The sequence below is a fragment of the Chloroflexota bacterium genome (assembly GCA_013152435.1).
Taxonomy (GTDB): Bacteria; Chloroflexota; Anaerolineae; order DUEN01; family DUEN01; genus DUEN01.
The window spans coordinates 16,278-37,160 of the sequence record JAADGJ010000082.1; the positions used below are offsets into that span (position 1 = coordinate 16,278).

The 20,883-nt window shown below is 63.6% G+C and carries 17 protein-coding genes; 8 read left to right on the forward strand and 9 right to left on the reverse strand.

Annotated elements, in window-relative coordinates; translation table 11 throughout:
- Positions 1 to 20: 20 nt before the first annotated feature.
- The 7 genes from GXP39_12265 to GXP39_12295 form a co-directional block, all read right to left on the reverse strand.
- Complete coding sequence (locus GXP39_12265; GenBank protein NOZ28811.1) at positions 21 to 902, reverse strand: carbohydrate kinase; 882 nt, start codon at positions 900 to 902, stop codon at positions 21 to 23.
- Between the two features lie 9 nt (positions 903 to 911).
- On the reverse strand, positions 912 to 1,448 hold the full coding sequence (locus GXP39_12270; protein ID NOZ28812.1) for an inorganic diphosphatase: 537 nt from the start codon (positions 1,446 to 1,448) through the stop codon (positions 912 to 914).
- Between the two features lie 177 nt (positions 1,449 to 1,625).
- Complete coding sequence (rodA, locus tag GXP39_12275) at positions 1,626 to 2,720, reverse strand: rod shape-determining protein RodA (GenBank protein NOZ28813.1); 1,095 nt, start codon at positions 2,718 to 2,720, stop codon at positions 1,626 to 1,628.
- The gene (gene mrdA / locus GXP39_12280) at positions 2,717 to 4,729 is read right to left on the reverse strand and encodes a penicillin-binding protein 2 (GenBank protein ID NOZ28814.1); all 2,013 of its coding nucleotides are present in this window, start codon (positions 4,727 to 4,729) and stop codon (positions 2,717 to 2,719) included. Before mrdA ends, rodA begins: the two co-directional genes overlap by 4 nt.
- A 4-nt stretch (positions 4,730 to 4,733) precedes the next feature.
- The gene (mreD, locus tag GXP39_12285) at positions 4,734 to 5,234 is read right to left on the reverse strand and encodes a rod shape-determining protein MreD (protein NOZ28815.1); all 501 of its coding nucleotides are present in this window, start codon (positions 5,232 to 5,234) and stop codon (positions 4,734 to 4,736) included.
- Positions 5,235 to 5,252: 18 nt separating this feature from the next.
- A complete protein-coding gene (gene mreC / locus GXP39_12290) occupies positions 5,253 to 6,161 on the reverse strand; it encodes a rod shape-determining protein MreC (GenBank protein NOZ28816.1) in 909 nt (302 codons plus the stop codon).
- Between the two features lie 108 nt (positions 6,162 to 6,269).
- A complete protein-coding gene (locus GXP39_12295) occupies positions 6,270 to 7,313 on the reverse strand; it encodes a rod shape-determining protein (GenBank protein ID NOZ28817.1) in 1,044 nt (347 codons plus the stop codon).
- A gap of 215 nt (positions 7,314 to 7,528) precedes the next feature.
- Between GXP39_12295 and tilS the strand changes: the two genes are divergently transcribed.
- The 6 genes from tilS (at position 7,529) to GXP39_12325 (ending at position 13,378) form a co-directional block, all read left to right on the forward strand.
- Entirely contained in the window at positions 7,529 to 9,052 is a 1,524-nt protein-coding gene (gene tilS / locus GXP39_12300) for a tRNA lysidine(34) synthetase TilS (protein NOZ28818.1), read from the forward strand.
- Positions 9,053 to 9,078: 26 nt separating this feature from the next.
- The gene (locus GXP39_12305) at positions 9,079 to 10,266 is read left to right on the forward strand and encodes a class I SAM-dependent rRNA methyltransferase (protein NOZ28819.1); all 1,188 of its coding nucleotides are present in this window, start codon (positions 9,079 to 9,081) and stop codon (positions 10,264 to 10,266) included.
- The gene (locus GXP39_12310; protein ID NOZ28820.1) at positions 10,251 to 10,742 is read left to right on the forward strand and encodes an NUDIX domain-containing protein; all 492 of its coding nucleotides are present in this window, start codon (positions 10,251 to 10,253) and stop codon (positions 10,740 to 10,742) included. Before GXP39_12305 ends, GXP39_12310 begins: the two co-directional genes overlap by 16 nt.
- Positions 10,739 to 11,350, forward strand: coding sequence for a hypothetical protein (locus tag GXP39_12315; protein NOZ28821.1), 612 nt, complete (start codon positions 10,739 to 10,741; stop codon positions 11,348 to 11,350). Before GXP39_12310 ends, GXP39_12315 begins: the two co-directional genes overlap by 4 nt.
- Before the next feature lie 245 nt (positions 11,351 to 11,595).
- A complete protein-coding gene (hpt, locus tag GXP39_12320; GenBank protein ID NOZ28822.1) occupies positions 11,596 to 12,156 on the forward strand; it encodes a hypoxanthine phosphoribosyltransferase in 561 nt (186 codons plus the stop codon).
- Positions 12,146 to 13,378, forward strand: coding sequence for a LysM peptidoglycan-binding domain-containing protein (locus GXP39_12325; protein ID NOZ28823.1), 1,233 nt, complete (start codon positions 12,146 to 12,148; stop codon positions 13,376 to 13,378). The genes hpt and GXP39_12325 overlap by 11 nt, the downstream gene beginning before the upstream one ends.
- Before the next feature lie 142 nt (positions 13,379 to 13,520).
- Here the strand turns inward: GXP39_12325 and GXP39_12330 are convergent, their stop codons facing one another.
- Together GXP39_12330 and GXP39_12335 are read right to left on the reverse strand one after the other, a co-directional pair.
- Positions 13,521 to 14,213: a 50S ribosomal protein L25 gene (locus GXP39_12330; protein NOZ28824.1), complete on the reverse strand. Its 693-nt coding sequence runs from the start codon at positions 14,211 to 14,213 to the stop codon at positions 13,521 to 13,523.
- A 156-nt stretch (positions 14,214 to 14,369) separates the two neighbouring features.
- Complete coding sequence (locus GXP39_12335) at positions 14,370 to 17,384, reverse strand: tetratricopeptide repeat protein (protein ID NOZ28825.1); 3,015 nt, start codon at positions 17,382 to 17,384, stop codon at positions 14,370 to 14,372.
- 391 nt (positions 17,385 to 17,775) lie between these two features.
- Between GXP39_12335 and GXP39_12340 the strand changes: the two genes are divergently transcribed.
- A complete protein-coding gene (locus tag GXP39_12340; protein NOZ28826.1) occupies positions 17,776 to 18,018 on the forward strand; it encodes a hypothetical protein in 243 nt (80 codons plus the stop codon).
- 183 nt (positions 18,019 to 18,201) lie between these two features.
- The gene (locus GXP39_12345) at positions 18,202 to 20,592 is read left to right on the forward strand and encodes a WD40 repeat domain-containing protein (GenBank protein NOZ28827.1); all 2,391 of its coding nucleotides are present in this window, start codon (positions 18,202 to 18,204) and stop codon (positions 20,590 to 20,592) included.
- The last annotated feature ends 291 nt before the right edge of the window (positions 20,593 to 20,883 follow it).

Sequence of the window (20,883 nt, forward strand, 5' to 3'; positions counted from 1 at the left end):
CTCGTTGCTCGTGTCCGGTGCTATCCCGAATCCTCCGCCGCGTTTGCCAGGTATGCCTCGATATCGGCCAGGGTGCCGTGGAATGGCCCCGGGCGCTCCATCTTCAGCGACGTGACAGCCGCTGCAAAGCGAAGCGCCTCGCCTGGGGGCGCTGACAGCCGCCTGGCGACGTAGGTGGCGAAGCAGGTATCCCCTCGCCCCGTGCGGCCCTCCAGCGAGCGGGGCCGGAAGGGGGCCTCGTAGAATTTGCCATCGGCGTAGAGCAGGGCCCCATCGGCACGGGTGAGGAGCAGCTCTCGGGGCCCGTATCGGGCCAGCTCCACCAGCGCCTGCCGGGGATCATCCTGCCCCGTGAGCACCTCTGCCTCGGCCTGATCCAGCTTGAGCACATCGACCAGCGCCAACCCTCGCTCCTTTTCCGGCCAGTCGATGGAGACCAGGTCGTCGCCTCGGGGCACACGCACAAACCCCTGGACGTCCAGGGCCACGGTGCCACGGCCGACGAGCTTTTCGAGCAGATCCAGGCTCACCTCTCCAGCGATGATGGGGCCGACCAGCCACACCCGGGCCTTCACGTCGGGGATATCCTCCGGGCGGAAGGGGCCGGCGAACCCCAGCGGACGGCAGAGTCGTCGGTCCATGTCGGGGGTCAGGTATGTGTTTTCGATGCCGGATGTCTCCGGCGCCGGCGTGGCATAGACCTCCACGCCGGCCTCTCGCACCTCCTCCAGCCGGGGGAAGTCATCCGGATGCAGGCGGGTGATGATGGCGACCCGATAGCCCAGCCGGGCCAGGGCGACGGCGCCGTAATAGACGGAACCCCCGGATGAGATCTGCACCTGGGATCCAACGACGATCTTATCCTTGGCGAAGTGGCCGATGAACACCACATCGTAGCTCATGCGCATCTCCTATCGCATGGTTCGCAGCGTCTGGACGTACATCTGGATCGCCCGCTCGATCTCCGCATGGGCGCGCTGGAGCCCCTCCCATCCCAGCGGCTTGACCTCGACCTGCTCCAGGTCCTTGTAGACGCTGAAGAAATGCGCCACCTCATCCAGGAAGTGGGAGGGAAGGTCTTCGAGCGAATGGTAGCCGTCGAACAGGGGATCCGTGTGGGGTACGGCCAGGATCTTGTCATCCAGCTTGCCGCGATCCTCCAGATGAAAGATGCCCAGTGGTCGGGCCTCGATGACGCAGCCGGAGAAGGTCGGCTCGTTGGTCATCACCAGGACATCCAGTGGATCGCCGTCGTCGTGCAACGTGCGGGGGATGAAGCCATAGTCCCCTGGGTAGTGAAGGGATGAGTATAACACCCGATCCAGTTTGATGAATCCGCCTTGTTCGTCGTATTCATACTTGTTCCGTGAGCGCCGGGGGATCTCCACGACGACGTAGATCACGTTGGGCACGTCCGGCCCTGGCGGTAGCTCTCGCCACAGGTTCATAACGGGCATAGTGCGGTATCTCCCTTCGCTCCGCTTATGACGGTGAATTCACGTTCGTCTTCCGGGGGATGTGACGCCGCGTCGCCTGGGAGCGCGCTCGGTGCCTGAGCGTTCGCCTCCGACAGGCGATGGGGCCGATCACGGGAATTATACAATGAACACTTCCGCTTGCGAAGATCAGAACTCGATCTTACGGCGGTGGAGGGCGACGCTCTCGGCCAGCCCGATGGCCATGAGCATGGTGATGAGGGAGCTTCCGCCGTAGCTGACGAATGGCAGAGGGATGCCGGTCACCGGCATCAGCCGGAGGTTCATTCCGATGTTCACCACGCTTTGGAAGAAGATCAGCGTGGCGACCCCTACGGCGATGGACCGGCCCAGCGGATCACGGGCGCGCTCCGCGATGCGAATCAGGCGGAGCAACAGGACGAGGAAGAGGAACATCAGGAGGACGGCGCCCACGAAGCCAAGCTCCTCGGCGATCACGGAGAAGATGAAGTCGGTGTGGCGCACCATGAGGAAGTGTAGCTGGCTTTGCGTCCCCTGTCCGTATCCCTTTCCGAGCCATCCCCCTGAGCCGATGCTGATCAGCGCCTGATAGACGTTGTAGCTTCCGGCTGGATCGCTCTCCGGGTACAAAAAGAGGAGGACCCGGTCCCGCATGTAGTCCTCCAGGGACATCCACACGACCGGGACGGCAGCGATCCCCATGGCCCCCAGGGCTGCCACGTGGAACAGGCGCATTCCGCTCATCAGGATCATGATGCTCCCGATGGCGGCCACCGAGATGGCCGTACCCAGATCTGGCTCCAGGTAGATGAGGACGACGGGGGGCGCCAGCAGGAGCAGCGCCAGGATCACGTAGAGAAGCCGTCTCATCTGTGCCTCGTGGTCGGCCAGGAAACGTGCCATGACCAGGATGATGAGGACTTTGCTGAACTCCGATGGCTGTAGGGGGATGATGCCCAGGTCGATCCAACGCTGCGCGCCTCCCATGGTCACCCCGATGGCGTCCACGGCCAGCAGGAGGCCGACCAACACCAGGTAGATGGGCTTCTGCAGGCTACATAGGATCCGGTAGTCGATCAGGGCCAGCGTCAGCATGATGCCCAGCCCGGCGATGCCGTAGATGAGCTGGCGGCGTGGGAGGTCCTGCAGGTTGGTCGAGTTCATGGTGGTGGATCGGATCATGGCCACGCCGTAGGTCATCAACAGCAACACGACCACCAGCAGGATGAAGTCGAAGTCACGCCACATCCGCCTTTCGTTCATGGCCTGCGCCCTCCTGCCGGCGTTTGCGGCGTGGCCTCTGGCTCGACGGGGCCGCCGGGGACCGAGGGGTAAAAGTAGGCACGCAGGATCTCGGCTGCCACCGGCGCGGCGATCTCGGAGCCCTCGCCGCCGTCCTCGACGAACACGACTACGGCGATCTCGGGGTCCTGATATGGGGCAAAGGCCGTAAACCAGGCGTGGGTGGGCAGATTCCCCTTCTCATCTCGCTCGCCGGGGAACTCGGCCGTGCCCGTCTTCCCGGCCACCTCCAGCCCGGGGACGTCGCCCAGGTGGCCCGTCCCGCCTGGCCAGTGTACGGCGCCGTACATCCCCTGTCGCACGATCTCCAGGTTCTCCGGGGAGATGGGGAGCTGTCGGATCAGGTACGGCTGGAACTCACGCACAACACGCCCGTCGGCATCGGTGATCCGGTATACAAGCTGCGGTCGGTACAGATAGCCTCCGTTGGCGACCGCCGCGGTCGCGTTCAGGATCTGCAGGGGGGTGGCCAGCACGAACCCCTGGCCGATGGCCATGTTGTACGTATCGCCCGTGACCCATGTCTCGGCCAGGGTGATGCGCTTCCAGCGGGCGTCCGGCACCAGCCCCGGGTTCTCGGCCGGCAGATCGATGCCCGACAGCTCTCCCAGGCCGAACTCCCGGGTGTAGTAGGCGAGCAGAGGTTCGCCCAGGCCCCGGAACTCCTTGTATCCCCCGGCCACGACGTAGAAGAATACATCGCAGGAGACGGCCAGGGCGGCGGTGACGTTGACGTCTCCATGGCCCCGCCCGTATTTGTAGATCCAGCAGTAGAAGGGCTGGGCCTGGGAGGGATCGTCCGGGAAGTACTGGTTGGGGAGCCACAGGATCCCCTCGTCGTGCACCTTCGTTTTCGGGGTGATAATCCCCTCCTCCAGGGCGGCGGCGGCGGGGATGATCTTGAACGTGGACCCGGGCGGGTAGAGCCCGCTGATGGCGTGGTTCACCAGGGGGCGGGCGGGATCGTTCAACAGCGCCGTGTAGTCCTCCATGCTGATGCCCCGGGCGAACAGGTTGTTATCGTACGAGGGGAGGCTGACCATCCCCAGGATCTCCCCCGTCTTGGGGTTCATGGCGATGGCGACCCCCGATCTGGATCCGGCTTTCTCCAGCCCCTTGCGTAACGCGGCCTCCATGGCCGTCTGCAGCGCCAGATCGATGGTCAGCGTCAGGTTGTGCCCGGGCACCGGCGGAGAGACCTCGGCGACCGTACGGATCTCCCGGCCGAAGACGTCCACCTCGATGTATCGGCTGCCGGCCCGCCCACGGAGCTCGGACTCATAAGTGTACTCCAGCCCGGCCAGCCCCACCAGGTCGTTAGGGTTGTACCCCTTTTCCTTGTAGGCTTCCGCCTCCGCTTCTGGGATAGGCCCCATGTATCCCAGGATGTGGGCGGTCAGCGATCCGGCGATGTACTCCCGGACCGGCTCGACGATGAGGTGCACGCCCGGGAGCACGTGGCGCATCTCCTCGATCTGGAAGGCCAGATCCCGGTCCACCTGCGTGGCGACAGGGATTGGGCGGTAGGCGCTGCCCCATCGGGCGCGCTCCACGTATTCGTGCATCTCCTGTTCGCTGAGCAGCAGCCGAAAGCGAGGGAGCGCGTTGCCGATGGGAGGGATCTGCTGATTCTCGCGAGTGGGCTTGGCCGGCGCGCCCAGCATCTCCGCCAGGCGGTGGATCACGGCAGAGGCCTCCTCCTCGTCATCGGGCAGATCGGCAGGGACGATGGCGACGGCGAAGGAGGGGCGATTGCGCACCAGCATGTGGCCGTTGCGATCGTACATCACGCCGCGGGGGCCGGGCACCGTCACCTGGCGGAACCGGTTGCGATCGGCCAGGACGCGGTACATGGCGCCCTGATCGATCTGCAGCCGCCATAGCTGTCCCGCCATCACCAGGAACGCCGTGATGATGGCGACCCGATAGAGGACCAGCCGCAGCAGCGGCGCTGAGCGCTCCCGGTTCATGGCCTCACCACTCCAATTGCTCCCGCCCGGTCACCCGGTGGAGCCATCGCATGATGGGGAATACGATAGGCGTGAGCAGGCTGGTGTAGAGCGCCGTCGGGATGATGATGCGCCACAGCGCGGCCGTGGTGGCGGCCGGGTGATTCCCAAGGCGCAGAAAGGACAGATAGAGCGTGCCATGCAGCAGGCTGGCTCCGGCGATCATGAGGATCACCAGCACGATGTGCTCCTGAAAGAGGCCGGATTCCAGCAGGCTGACCAGGAAGGCGGTGATGACGAGGGTGAGCGGGGAGAGGCCGAACGGCCCGCCGGAGAGCAGGTCGATCCAGATGCCGCCGATGAAGGCCCAGGTCAATCCCTCCGTCATGCCGCGCAGGAGGGCCCAGCTCATCACGGTGAGCAGGACCAGGTCCGGGTGGACGTTCAACAGGGGGAAGCGCGGCAACAGGGTGGACTGCAATATGGCTAGGATGCCCAGCAGAGGGATGAACAACAAAGGCGTCATGGGTAGCCTCGGGTCCGACTATCGGTTGGGAAGGTCTTCGATCCCCTCGATGGGGACGAAGTTGGTGATCACCAGCACCTGCTCGATCTGGTTGAAGTCCACGGATGGGCGCACGATGGCCTTCTGGAACATCTCATAATCGCGCTGGTGCACGGCCGTGATCTGTCCGATGACCAGATTGCGTGGGAAGTGGCCGCCCAACCCTGAGGTGATCACGATCTCGCCGGGGGTCACGACGGCATCCTGGGGGATGTAATTCATGATCAGCCCGCCTCCCGCCTGTCCCTCCACCAGCCCGGTCAGGCGTGAGCTCTGGATCAGCGCGTTCACCGCGCTGGCCGGATCGGTGAGCAGCAAGACCTGGCTGGTCGTGTTGTTCACCCGGCTGATGCGTCCCACCAGGCCTCGCTCGGTGACGACGGGCATACCCTCCCGGATGCCGTGCTCCCGGCCCAGGTTGATCAATAGGTAGTTGGATAGGTTTGTGGGATCGCGCCCGATCACCCGGGCGACGATCTCCGCCCCACGGAACTCCAGGAAGGGATGCTTCTGGGCGAAGTGCAGGAGCTTCCGCAGGTTGGCGTTTTCCGCCTCCAGCTCCTTGAGCTGTACGTTTTCGATGATCAGTTGGTTGACGCGGGCTTCCAGCTCCGCGTTGCGCTGGCGCAGGGTCCGCAGGTCGCGCACGGTCGTCACAATGCCGCCGATCTGATCCGCCGCGTCGCTGATCCCCTCTTGCGCCGGAGCCAGCCCTTGGAGGACGATGTCCTGAGCTGGCTCCAGATACCCTGTAGCATATAGTCCCATGGTAAGGAGGCAGAGGATGACGAACCCGCCCAACCAGGCTAGGCGATTTCGAGGTCTCTTGACATAAACGCTCTTTTCCGTCCAGGCCAACGGTTGTTGGAGGGGACGATTGCGCATCATGAGCTCTTTTCACCCCTGATGGCGACTTGCCATCGGGGACTTCCACGTGCTGCCGTTCGAGCAGCCGGCGTGGTATCGAGGGGCATCCCCGGTTTTCCGCTCCTCGTGCTAGTGAATGGTGCTCCCTCGCTGCAGGCTGGTCAGAGTCTCTCGATAGTATTCCGGGCGCTCCAGGATCATCCCGGCCCCACGGGCCACGCAGGTCAGCGGATCCTCGGCCACGTAGACCCGCATCTTCGTCTCCTCGCTCAGCCGGACGTCCAGGTTGCGGAGCAGGGCGCCGCCTCCTGCCAGGACGATGCCGTGCTCCATGAGGTCGGCTACCAGCTCGGGAGGTGTCTCGTCGATGGTCTCTCGCACGGTGTCCACGATCACGGAGACGGAGTTGCTCAGCGCCTCCCGGATCTCCACACTGGAGACGTCGATCGCCTCCGGGAGCCCGGTGACCAGGTTTCGCCCCCGCAACGTGATGATCTCCTCCTGTTCCAGCGGGTAGGCGGAGCCGACGGCGATCTTCGCCTGCTCGGCCATGCGCTGCCCGATGAGGAGGTTGTACTTCTGGCGGGCGTAGTCGATGATGTCCTGGTCCATCTCGTCCCCGGCGACGCGGATGGACCGGGCGACCACGATGCCGCCCAGGGCGATGACGGCCACCTCGGTGGTGCCACCGCCGATGTCCACGATCATGCTGCCGATGGACTCCGTGACCGGGAGTCCGGCGCCGATGGCGGCGGCCATGGGCTCCTCCACCAGCCCGGCCTCACGCGCCCCGGCGCTGATGGCCGCGTCATGCACGGCACGCTTCTCCACCTCCGTGACGCCGCTGGGGATGCCGATGACCACTCGCGGCCGTGGGATGCTCAGCAGATTTTGATCATGGACCTTGTGAATGAAATAGTGGAGCATCTGCTCCGTGACGTCGAAGTCGGAGATCACGCCGTCCTGCAGAGGGCGGATCGCCACGATGTGCGCCGGCGTGCGCCCGACCATCTCCTTCGCCTCGGCCCCAATGGCGACCACGCGGTTCTTCTTGCGGGTGTCGATGGCCACCACCGAGGGTTCGTTGATGATGATCCCCTGTCCTTTGACATGAACCAGCGTGTTTGCGGTTCCCAAGTCAATGCCGATGTCCAGTGAGAACAACCCGAGCAGCCAGTTAAGCGGGTTAAACACGCGTTTCCTCTTCCTTAAGCATGATCACCCCCGGTGATAGTGGGGCGCGGACACACAGGGCGGATAGCAACCGGCCGCGTGCCATCTGAGATTATACCATATGACTGTGAGGCCCAAAAAGACGTGGGGGTGACGCGCAGGCGCTGATCGCCCCACGCATCGCCCGTTTGGTAGCATATTCCGAGGGGGTGCTGTTGCTGTGGTATAATGGCAACATGGATGTCGTGCGGACGGTCCTGGAGACAATCGAGCGAGAATCGTTGATGGCCCCTGGCGATACCGTGGTCGTCGGCGTGTCTGGGGGGCCGGATTCGCTCTGTCTGCTGCACGTCCTGCGCTCGCTGGCGCCGAATCTGGGGATTCGCCTGGTGGTCGCCCATCTGCATCATGGGTTGCGCGGCGCCGAGGCGGACGCCGACGCCGAGTTCGTGCGCCGGATCGCCGCCGAGTGGGACCTTCCGTGCGAGATCGGCCACGCAGATGTGCCCGCCCTGTCTCAGCGCTACCGGATCGCCGTGGAGGAGACGGCCCGCCGCGCCCGATATGCCTTCCTGGGGCAGGTTGCCCAGCGGATGGGCGCCCCCGTGGTGGCCGTGGCGCACAACGCGGATGACCAGACGGAGACGGTGCTCATGCACTTCCTTCGCGGGGCCGGGATCTCCGGCCTGCGCGGCATGTTGTATAAGACGCGTTGGGGAGAGTATCGCCTGTTGGAGCCGCTGGAGCGAGCGCTGGGCGGTCAGCCTACATCTCCTGTGGAGGGCGAGCATCCCCGCTGGCTGGTGCGGCCGCTGCTGGACGTTCCCCGGGCGGATGTGGAGGCGTACTGTGCCGCTCATGGGCTCACGCCGCGCTTCGATCGCTCCAACCTGGACACCACATATTACCGCAATCGGCTGCGTCACGAGCTGTTGCCGCTGTTGGAGACCTATAACCCGGGTGTGCGTCAGGTCATCCGGCGCTCAGCGGCGGTGATGGCGGACGACTACGAGATATTACGTGCTGCCCTGAACGACGCATGGGCGCGCGTGGAACGGCCATCGCCGGCGGGCGGCATCGCGTTCGACCTGGTGAAGTGGCGCGCCCTGCCTCGAGGGCTACAGCGGGCCACGCTGCGGGAGGCGGTACACCGCCTGCGCCGGACGTTGCGGGACATCAACTTCGTGCACATCGAGCAGGCGCTGCGCGTGGCTCGATCCGGCGAGACCGGCGATCGGGCGACGCTGCCCCGGGGGCTGATGTTGCGGGTGGACTACGATCGCATCGAGATCGCCGATGAGGAGGCCACCCCACAGCTGCCCGGCCCCCAGGTACGGGAGCCTCGCCCGCTGACCTGTCCGGGGATCACGCCGCTGGATGAGGGCTGGGAGATCGAGGCTCGGCGTCTCCCCGTCGAGGAGCTGCCATCCGGGTGGCGAGAGAACCCGGACCCCTGGCAGGCGTGGCTGGACGCGGACGCACTGGGGGAATCGCCCGTGGTGCGCCCACGGCGTCCGGGCGATCGATTCCAGCCGCTGGGGATGGGAGGCAAATGGGTGAAGCTGAACGAGTTCATGATCAACGTCAAGCTGCCGGCCGCCCTGCGGTCGAGGTGGCCGTTGGTGGAAGGGGTGCAGGGCATCGCCTGGGTGGTGGGCTATCGGGTGGATGAGCGGGCGAAGATTTGCCCCTCGACGCGGCATGTGGTGCACCTGGTCTGTCGGGAGGCCGGGGCGTGAGCTCTCCCGCTGCAGGTAATGGGAGGCTGCCCCGGGTCGTGCTGAAGCCCGGCAAGGAGCGCCCGGTGCATTTCCGGCATCCCTGGCTGTTCTCCGGCGCCATCCAGAGCATCGATGACGCGGCCCGGGATGGCGAGGTCGTGGAGGTGGTCGACGCGCGTGGGGACCGGCTGGCGCGAGGGTTCCTCAATCGCCGCTCGCAGATCGTCGTCCGGCTGCTGACCTGGGATCCGGACGAGGAGATCGATCGGGCGTTCTGGAGGCGACGGCTGGAGCGGGCGATCCAAGGCCGTGCGGACCTGGCCGCCGATTCGCAGACGGACGCCTACCGTCTGGTCTTCAGCGAGAGCGACGGGATCCCCGGCCTGGTGGTGGATCACTATGCCGGCTGGCTGGTGGTTCAGTTCTCCTCCCGGGGTGTCGAGGCGGTGCGAGACACGCTGGTGGCGTTGTTGGAGGAGCTGCTCCAGCCGGCGGGGATCTACGAGCGGGTCGATCCGACCGCCCGGCGCCGGGAGGGGTTGGGGCTATCCGAGGGAGTGCTCGTCGGCCAGGAGCCGCCGGAGCTGGTCGAGATTCGAGAGGCGGGATACCGGTTTCTCGTCGATCTGCGTCGTGGGCAGAAAACCGGCTTCTATTTGGATCAGCGGGAGAATCGGGGCGTTGTGGGCGGGATCTGTCGTGGAGCCCGGGTCCTCAACGCCTTCTCCTATACGGGGGCGTTCGCCGTCTATGCCCTGGCCGGCGGCGCGACCTCCGTGGTGAATATCGACACCTCCTATGAAGCCCTGGAGCTGGCCGAGCGGAACCTGTCCCTCAACGGCTTTTCTGACGATCGGTACGAGCTGATCCAAGGGGACGTGTTCCAGATCCTGCGGGATTACCGTGCGGCGGGGGAGCAATTCGACGTCATCGTATTGGATCCACCCAAGTTCGCCACCACGCGAGGGCAGGTGGCGTCGGCCGCACGGGGATACAAGGATATCAATCTCTCGGCGATGCGTTTGCTGCGGCCCGGGGGATTGCTGGCGACGTTCTCATGCTCGGGTCTGATCTCGTCGGATCTGTTTCAGAAGATCGTGTTCGGGGCGGCGATCGACGCCCGACGAGATGTACAGGTCATCGGGCGCTTGGCGCAGGGATCGGATCATCCGGTCCTGTTGAGCTTTCCGGAGTCGGAGTATCTGAAGGGGCTGCTATGTCGGGTGTGGTGAGCGATCGGATGGGCGGAAGGCGTATGCGGGCGTATGATCTCGGCGTGGGGGCGGCTGTGGTGCGGGATGGCCGTGTGCTCCTGGTGCGGGAGGCGGCCGGGCCTCACGCGGGGACGTGGAGCTTCCCGAAAGGGGTGGTGGAGCCGGGCGAGACGGCGGACGAGGCGGCGCTGCGGGAGCTGCGTGAGGAGGCAGGGCTGGACGGCCGTGTGGTCGGCGTGGTGGGGTTGCGCACCCGCTCCCGACCCGGGTTCTCCTCCATCTTCGTCGTCTTCCGGGTCGAGGCCGATGGTGAGCCCAGGCCGGATCGACAGGAGGTCAGCCAGGCCCGTTTCTTCTCGCCGGATGAGTTGCTTGCTCTGGAGCCCATTTTCCCGCTGACCCGGACGCTGGCGCTCCGGGCGTTGAACGGACATGTGCCCCTGCACGAGCTGGAATGCCCTTCTTCAGGATCGGATTATAAGGTGTTCGCATGACGGGAAAACGACGCAGCCTGTACGAAAGACGGGCCTCTTACTGGGCGGAGGATCTGGAGGACCGCACGTTCGAGATGGCCGTGCGGGAGCAGCTTGATCTGTTGGGGTGGGACTACGAGGATCACACGAAGGCGTTGCATCGGCCCGATTTCCTGATTCACACCCGGGTGCGTGGCGAGGTGGTGCGCGTGGCGCTGGAGGTGAAGGAGAAGCGGCAGCGTTATCGCCCGCGCTGGGCCGAGCTGGCGGGGATCGATGAGCGCCATCTGTTGGTTCAGGACGAGGTATCCGCCCGCCTGCTGCTGGCCTACGCCCCCAGGGCCTTCCTGTTGTTCTGGGATCACACGGATCCCGATCAGCCGTATGTGCTCTACTCCATCATCGACCTCTTTTGTATCCCCCGGCGACGTGTCCGCCGTCCGATCCGGCGCCAGGAGGCGAGGTTCAAGGCGAAATGGCTTCTGGACCGGCGGCACGGTCGTTCGTTTGCCCGGCTGCGGGATGTGTTCGCCCACCTGAAGAATGCTCTGGCTCGGGACCTGGACGATGATCTGCGGCGCATTGACATCCATGGCGATTTCGTCGGCGAGACCATCGAGACGCTGTGAGCAGAGGGGGATCGCGTCGCGCGTCCCCCCTGGCGGCGTGTTTTGCCTCCCTCTCCCCGAGTGTGGTAAAATGGCGCCGCAAGGGGTCGTTGACATGATTCATTGCCTACCGGAGCGCCGTCAGTATCGTGCTGGCGGCTTCTTCTCTTACGGCTTGGTGCTGGGAAGCCCGGCCGGGTCGTTCCCTCCAGATTCATCCCCGGCATCCTCGCAGGCGGGGCGATAGGAGTGGGAGAAAGGCGCTCATGACGAATCATCAACTCCTGGATGATGTGGCGCGCGTGTTGATCTCGGAGGAGGAGCTCCAAGCTCGCATCGCGGAACTGGGTGAGCAGATCAGCCGTGACTACAAAGGGCGGGCGCTGTTGCTCATCGCCGTGTTGAAAGGGAGCGTGCTCTTTATGGCAGATCTCATGCGCGCCATTCATATCCCTCACGCGATCGATTTCATGGCGACGTCCAGTTATGGCAGCGGCACGGAGTCCAGCGGCGTGGTCCGTATCCTGAAGGACCTGGATGAACCCATCGAGGGGAAGGACGTCCTGGTGGTAGAGGACATCATCGATACCGGGCGAACGCTGGATTACCTGCTGCGCATCCTGGAGGAGCGCAACCCGGCCTCGCTGCGGGTTTGTACCCTGCTGGATAAGCGGGAACGGCGGGAGGTCGATGTCCCCGTTCACTATGTGGGGTTCACCATCCCCAACGAGTTCGTGATCGGGTACGGCCTGGATTATGCTCAGATCTATCGGAACCTGCCGTTCATTGGCGTGCTGAAGCCGGAGGTGTATTCGCGTGGTCCATAAGGGCTGGTGGGGTGGCCTTCTCGTCCTGGCGTTGTTCCTGTGCCTGGCGCCGGCCGTGGCCGCCTCCTCGGGCGAGACCTACATCGTCCGTCCGGGCGACACGCTGATTCGAATCGCCTCTCGCTACCAGGTCTCCGTGGAGGAGCTGGCCCGGGCGAATCGCTTGAGTGATCCCGACCTGATCGTGGTGGGGCAGCGGTTGATCATCCCGGGGACGGCCAGCTCCCCGATGGTTCCGATCAGCGGGACGCTGCCGTACCGCGTGCAGCCAGGGGACACCTTGTCCATCCTGGCGCAGCGCTTTGGCACCACGGTCGAGGCCATCTCTGAGGCCAACGGCCTGGAAGATCCCGATCTGATCGTGGTGGGGCAGCTGCTCTCCGTGCCTACAGTGCTCGCCGACGAGGCGCCTCTCCTGCCCAAGGGGCCGATCACGGCGGTTCGTGTGGATCCGGCCGTGGCGGAACAGGGGCAGACGTTGTTCGTGCGGGTGCGGCTGGCCACGTCGTCTGCGCTGACGGTGACGTTTGAGGGGGCGCCCGTGCTCATGGTCGCCGACGAGGATGGATACTGGGGGGTGGCCCCTGTCGGCGCTCTGATGGCGCCGGGGCGCAAATCCCTGCGAGTGCGCGTGGCGTCAGGCGGAGAGGTGACCGAGATCGAGTGGCCGGTGTGGATCGTGCAGGGGGACTATGACGTGCAGCACGTGGTTCTGCCCCCGGCCAAAGGCGATCTCCTGGACCCTCAGAAGCTGCGGGCGGAGCGGGAGAAGCTGGCCGAGGTCTGGGCGGACACGGTGGATCGGCCGTTGTGGGAGGGACCGTTCGTGACGCCTCTGCCACCCCGCTTTGTCACGTCGTCTCCCTTCGGCACGCGGCGCTCCTACAATGGCGGCCCGGTGAGCAGCTATCATGAGGGACACGACTTTGCCGCTCCGGAGGGCACGCCCGTGGTCGCCCCGGCCGCCGGACGCGTGGTCCTCGCCGAGCCGTTGGCCGTGCGGGGGAACGCGGTGGCCATCGATCACGGCCTGGGCGTGCACACCGGCTATTGGCACCTGTCGAGCATCGATGTGAAGCCGGGCCAGAGGGTGCAGGTGGGGGACGTGATCGGCCGGGTGGGCACGACCGGGCTCTCCACCGGGGCGCATCTGCATTGGGAGCTGCGTATCGGCGATGTCCCCGTGGATCCCCTGACGTGGACGCGACGGTCCTTCCCCTGAGAGGTACCCTCCACATCTCCTCATTATGGAGTTGGTGGTTGAGGGAGCCCCTCAGGCGCCTTGCCGGCAGATTTTCGGACACGCTCTTAAAGAAAAGGCCTGCGCACGTGCGCAGGCCTGACTCGTTGGCTCCGGAGGCGGATCACTCTTCCTCGGATTCCTCCGCCTCTTCCTCCTCTTCCTCGGCGGCTTTGCCCTTGCCGATGACCTCAGGTTCCGTGATGGCAGGCTCCTCGACGATCTCTTCCTCTTCGCCCACCTCGGAGGCCACGGCACGGGACATGACGACGCTCACGACCGTTTCGTTCGGATCGGAGACGATCTCCACCCCATCAGGCACGGATAGGTCAGATACCAGGATGGATTGGCCGGCGTCGGCAAGGCCGGAGATGTCCACCTCGATGGATTCCGGGATATCGGCCGGGAGACATTCCACCTCGACGGTGCTCATGTTCTGCACCAGGATGGCGCCCAGGGTTGTGGCCGGGGCCTCGCCCACGATGTGCACGGGCACTTCGGCGCGTAGCTTCTCCGTCATGGTCACACGGTAGAAGTCCACGTGGAGGAGGTGGCGCCGGACCGGATGGCGTTGTACCTCTCGCACGAGGACGGCGTCACTGGTGGCGCCGTTGCCATCCTGGATCCGAAGCGTAACCAGCTGCGTGTATCCGGCCTGCCGCAGGGCGCGCTCCATGTCATGCTCGTTCACCTGGATCGCCTGTGAGGGCTTGTTCGCCCCGTAGACGACCGCCGGGATCCATCCCTGGGCCCGTAATCGCTTCACCTTCCGTCCCGTAACCGAGCGTGGTTGCGCATTCAATTCCACAGTTGCCATATCCTAAACTCCTACCTGGCGCCAAAGGCTCTCGTGTATGCCTCCACTGGGCCTGGGCCCGGTGCATGGATTGCGCCGTGGTTTGTGTGCATACATAACCCCCCGCAATCGCAGGGGGCATACGCAAAGGGATTCTACAAGAGGTTTCCTCTTTCGTCAAGAAATGGAAGCGGGGCGGTACACCTTTCTGGCGATCACATCTTCCAGTTTGCTGTTCCTTCCTCGCTCCTGTGCGGCGGTTGCCGCCTCGGGCGATAATCGGGCGGACAGGCGGTTGAGGAGATCCTGGGCCTTCTCCCTTGTGCGGGTTTCGGTGGCGGGGTGTTGCAGGGCGAAGGCCAGGTTCTCGATGGCCCTTTCCGCCTCCCCCTCCTCCGCCAGGAGCCATGCGGATTCGACCAGCACATCCATGACCATGAAAAGCGATGGGATCTGAGCGGAGATCTCCAGCGCCTCCTGGAAATATCGTCCGGCCGCCTGCCTGTTCCCCATCGCCCGGGCGACGCTGCCCATGGTGTTGAGGACGATGGCGACCCCCAGCTGCTCCCCGATCTCCCGACGTAGGGCCAGGCTTTCTTGAAGTAGACGTTGGGCCTCCTCGTATTCGCCCTGGTGGTAGGCCATGTCTCCCAGGTTGCCCAGGGTGAGGGCCACCCCCCACTGATCGCCGTTCTCCCGAAAGATGTCCAGGCTCTCCTGGTAGAACCGCTTCGCTTCGTCATACGCCTCCTGGCAGTGGGCGACCAGGGCCAGATTCTGGAGGGCTCGGGCGATCCCTCGGCGATATCCGATCGCTCGACAGATTGCCAGGCTCTCCTGGCTGAGCTGTCGGGCCTCCTCGTATGCTCCCAGGGTGCGCTCTGCGATGCCCAGGTTGTTGAGCAGTACGGCCATCCGGCGTTGGTCGCCGAGCGCCCGATACAGGGAGAGGCTTCTCCGGAAGAGCCTTTTCTCCTCTTCGTAGTCCCCTTGCAGCCCGGCGACGACGCCCAGGTTATTCAAGGCGAGGGCCATCTCCCGTCGGCTGCCCACCTTCCGAGCGATCGCAAGGCCTTCCTCCAGGAGTTCTTGCGCCCTCCGATAGCGGCCAAGGTAGTAAGTGAGTATGCCCTGTCGTATCAGGAGACGCCCCAGCGTTTTTCGGTCGGAATCCAGGTGATGTGCCTCCTTCAGCGAGTCCACCGTCCTCCTGATCATCTCCTCGCCTTCCCGGAACCGGCTACGCATCTCATAGAAGAGGTACAAGGACTCCAGCATCCGGTCGATCTCTGCGATCTTCCCCTGGGTGATCGCCCAGGTCCATCCCGCCCGTATGTTCTCGATCTCCTCGCTGATCTCTTCCAGGGCTTCCTCTCGCTCCGCGTTGCCCAAAGAGGCTTCTCTCTGGTGAAGGAAGGCGGCGTAATAAGCGCAATGGCGGTCTTGGGTTTCGGACCTCTCCTGAGGGACCTGTTGGAGCTTTTCCTCCGCGTATTGACGCAGCAGATCGTGCATCTCGTATCGCCCGTCCACCCCTTTGCGCAGGAGGGACTTTTCCTCCAACGCGGCGAGCAAGGCGGGAGAGGCGTCTGCGACGAACCCTGCCGCTTCCTGCCGGAATCCCCCTCGGAAGACGGACAATTTCCTGAGCGTCCGCCTTTCCTCCTTTGAGAGCATCCGCCAGGAGTAGTCGAACGTGGCTCTCAGGCTATGGTGACGTTCAGGCATGTCTTGTAGGGGAGTGGTCAGGAAGTCCAGATTGCGCTTGATCTCTCGGGCGATGGTGGCGCAGGGGAACTTCCGCACCCACGCGGCAGCCAGCTCGATCCCCAAAGGCATCCCCTCCACCGATCGGCAGATGGATATGACGGAGGTCTTTTCTCGCTCGAGGGAGAAGCGTGGATGGGTTCGGAGGGCGATCTGCAGAAACAGCTGCACGGCCCCACAGGCTCTCAGGTCCTGGAGAGGGCTTTCGCCGTTCTCCGGGATTCTTAGGCCCTCGACCTCGAAGATCCACTCCCATCGCAGGTGTAACCGCTCCCGGGAGGTGACCAGGAGCTTTACCTCCGGGGCGTTTTCCAGGATCTCCACGAGGAGATCTGCGCCCTCTCGCAGGTGCTCAAAGCCATCTAGGAGGAGCAGCATCTCCCTATCACGCAGATAGCGCAGGAGCTGGGTCTTGGGCTCCTCCTGGCTATGTACGGGAGGGGACAGGGCGTCCAGAATCGCAGAGGCCAGGAGGGTCGCTGTGGGGACGGGGGCCAGCGGGACGAAACAGATGCCATGGAGGAAATGGTCGCTGTTCTGGGCGGCCGCCCGGAGGGCCAGGCGGGTTTTGCCGATCCCCCCGGGTCCGGTCAGCGTGAGGAGGCGGCACTCCGGGTTGGCCAACAGGTGGCGGATCTCTTGCAGTTCCCTCTCTCGGCCGACGAAAGGGGTGGGTTGCGGTGGCAGGTTATGGCGTCGCGTCGTCCTCGCCGTCCGGATGCGCTTGTACAGGGCGATGGTCTCCGGGGATGGCTCCACGTTCAGCTCTTCCGCCAGGATGCGGCGGCAGCTCTCGAATTGGGCCAGGGCTGCATTGTACTGACCGGTGCGGGCCAGGAGCAGCATCTTCTGTCGATGCGCCTCCTCCCGCCATGGGTCCAGGGCCACCAGGCGAGAGGCGAAGTCGAGGGCCGTGCGATATTCGCCTTGTTGCATGTGGTGGGTGACCAGCTGGTCTAAAGCCCAGGTGATCCGTTGATGCCAGCGCTCTCGTTCGATGGCCAGCCATGCTTCAAAGTCGGGGCAGTTGGCCGGAGACAGGCCTGCCAGCAATTCCCCTCGGTACAACGCCACCGCAGCGGCCAGCGAGCCCGGATCTCCCTGATCCATCAGCGCATGGAATTGGTCCACATCCAGTTGGTGCTCAGGCGTGCGTCGGAACTGGACCATGTGTCGGTCGGCCTGAAGGGAATCAGGCAGGAGGGAGGTCAGGTTATTCAGCGCCCGGCGCAGGTTGCTCCTCCCCCGAGCTTCTGGTCTATCGCCCCAGAAGAGGGCCGCTAAGTGGCTGCGGGGAATGGGGTGGGAGTGCAAGGCCAGGTAGCAGAGCAGTGCCAGGGCTTTTTGGGATTCGAAGCCGTGTACGGGCTTGCCATCCTGTTCCACCTGCACAGGTCCCAGGACACGCAGGCGGATCACGCTCACCGCTTTTTCCTCCGTGATGATCGTGAAGGCGGTTTGTGAACGATTTGCGAACGGCTATGTGGTTACACTATAGCATCGGTAGCACGAGGGGGCAAAGATCGCTCCAGGGATCGTATCTCCTTTCGCTATTTCTCAGACACGCTCTCGGAGTGTGTCTGAAAAATGCTGTTGCTTCTGCTGGGGGGAGCCCCTCCGGAAAAAGCCCTTCTTTTGCCCTCGACTTGCCTGGCCTCGGCCTGGGTCCTGCGGAAAGGGCCGAGAGAGGCAGGTACAGACCGGAAAAGTGGGGTTTCCGTGGAGGGGAGGACCCCTCCACACCTCCTCCTGTGGGGCTGGTAGCTGAGGGAGACCCCTCAAAACATCTTGCCGGTCAACTCAGAGGAAGGGGCGAATGCACCCGGGGAAGGGACGGCGTTATCGATCCTACCTATTGCGCTGTTGGCAGGAGGAGGCCAGGCCGGGGAGGGCTCCGGTCTGGCGCTTCGCTTTGTTGGAGGTGGGAAGGGAGTGGCGCCGATGGGGGTTTGGCGACCTGGAGGCGTTGATGGCCTTTCTGCGCTCGGAGGTGATGGGAGAGGGTGAGGAGGGGCCGGGCGGCGACAGCGCGTCGCCTGTGGAGGGATTTGAGCCGTGATAAAGGCCCAGGGAGACGGGGCTGGATGCCGTATTCGTTCATGGAAGGGTGGTGGAAGGGCTGCTGTTGAACGGTTCCCTTGTGTTGTATGAGGATGGGGCTGTCTGCAAGCGTATCCTCTTCTCACATGCCAAGCTATGTATCAAGGAGGAGAAAACCATGGTGAGGAGAATGCTCGTTTGCTTGGGGGTATTGTCGGTCATCTTGGGGGCTCTGGTGGCCGTGTGGGTTTTGGCCCCCTCCGCTCAGGCGCAGGGAGGGGGATGGACGTGGATCAACCCGCTTCCGCAAGGGAATCGTCTGCAAGGAGTCGATGGGAGTGGGCCGAATGATATTTTCGCCGTGGGGGATGTGGGGACGATTGTGCACTACGATGGAAGCACCTGGGATGTGATGTCCAACGTGCCCACGACGTCCGATCTCAATGATGTGCTGGTGTATGATCCATCCAACGTCTTTGCCGTGGGGGATAATGGGACCATTTTGCGATATGATGGCAGCACCTGGAGTGAGATGCCCAGCCCGGTCACCAAGAATCTGCAGGGGATCTGGGGGGATAGCATCACAAACACCTATGCCGTGGGCTTTAGAGGAACGATTTTGCACTTTGATGGCACCAGCTGGGTTACGATGACCAGTGGCACGTCTTTTGACCTGTATGGTGTATGGGGTGATCAAGACGTGTACGCCGTGGGAGATAACGGTACGATCCTTCGCTACGACGGCACCAGTTGGAGTGATTTTTCTGATGCCAGCGTCTCCGCCTCTGTGACCCTGTATGGTATCTGGGGTACCGGCCCCAATGATATCTATGTTGTAGGAGAGGATTTCGATCCATGGGTGGGAGGCGACGAGCGTATTTACCATTACGATGGCACAGGATGGAGTGAGGTCTACACCAGTAGGGACGCGTTCTTCGATATATGGGGAACGGGACCTAGTGATGTTTACGTCGCTGCCGAGAGAGGGAATGTTTACCATTATGATGGTAGCAGTTGGTCGCAGCTCAGTGGGCCGAACACGCGAGATGACCTCTTCGGCATCTGGGGGAGTAGCGCAAGCAATATGTATGTCGTCGGCGAGAACGGTGCAATCCATCATTATGATGGGAGCGCCTGGACGCCTATCAGACAGGGGCCGACCACCTTGTTCGAGAGTATGTGGGGTAGTGGAGCGGATGATATCTTTGTGGTAGGTAATCGTGGTTACATTTACCATTTCGACGGCAGCGCTTGGGGGGCGATGGCCTCGGGCACATCGGTGTGGCTCGAGGATGTGTGGGGCACGGGGCCTAACGATGTGTATGCGGTGGGATACGAGGGCACGATTCTCCACTACGATGGCTCCGGGTGGACGTCTATGTCCAGCGGTACGGCCTTTGATTTGATGGGTATCTGGGGGAGCGGAGGCAATGACATTTACGCCGTGGGGGGAGGAGGCATTGGCCAGACGATTGTGCACTATGATGGGGTTTCTTGGAGCACCGTCTATACGCGGGATGTAGGATCCTGGCTCACGGATGTGTGGGGCTCTGGTCCTGATGATGTCTTTGTGGTGGGATGGTACGGGACGATCTTGCATTATGATGGCTCCACCTGGACCTCCATGACCGGTGGCACGAGCGATAGCCTACATGGCGTATGGGGATCCGGCCCCAACGATGTGTTCGCGGTGGGGTCGAGTGGTACGATCCTCCACTATGATGGTAGTACTTGGATGACCATGACCTCGGGCACGACGGAGTCACTTATGGATGTGTGGGGGACGGGCCCCAATGACGTCTACGCGGTCGGATGGAACGGTTCGCTTCTTCACTATGATGGTTCCTCGTGGAGCCAGCTGATAAGCGGCACCTCGAATGACCTGGAAGGTGTCTGGGGAGACGGGGCAGGCTCCCTTTATCTGGTGGGATGGAATGGGACCATTTTGCGGCATAGCGGCGAGTTCATTGCTGCTCCGACGCCTACATCGACGGCTACTCTCGCGTCAACTCCAACTCCCACGCCGACCTCAACCCCTACGCCGAGTCCGACCCCCACGCCGACCCCAACTCCCACGCTTACGCCGACGTCCACGCCCACTGGACAGGTGGGCCAGGTGGCCGGTTGGGTCTTCATCGACACCAATGGCGATGGCCATCGTGATCCGTATCCCCCGGCCAATGAGACGACAGGGGTCCCTGGAGTTCTCTTGACGCTGCGAGATCCGAACGGCGGCGTAGTGATGCAGGTGCGCAATACGAATCCGAGTGGCTGGTATCAGTTCGATAACGTGGACCCCGGCGCATATGTGGTAGAGGAGGAGCAGCCGGCTGGGTATGTCAGCACCAGCCCGGATCGGGTGCAGGTGCAGGTGGTGGCGGGACAGCAGCACATTGTGAACTTCGGGGAGCAGCCGTTCACGCTGACGCCGACATTCACGCCGACTCCGACGGTGACCCCGACGCCGACGGTTACACCGACATCGACGATAACCCCATCCCCGACGGCGACGAGTACCCCGCCCTTGCCGACCCCGACCCCCACTCCGACGGTGAGGCTGTGGGAGCAATATCTGCCGTTGATCCTGCGATAGGGGATCCGGCGAAGGGGATGGACAGTGCTACTGTGAGCGCACATATCTGACGGGGATAAACGCGAGGCCCTTGGGGTAAGAACCCCTGAGGGCCTCGTGGTCGTTTGGCCGATCTTACAGGCTTCGCGGAGCCGCCAACGCGGCCTCGTGGTCTCCCTGCTTCAGTCAAACTGTCCGGCAGGCGGGACTTTGAAAAGGCCTCGTGCGATGGTGTGTCGAAATTGACCGGGGTATCGTTTTGCAGTATCCTGTCCCCGGGATCGTGAACGTCGTTTCATGCTCCGTTATGGC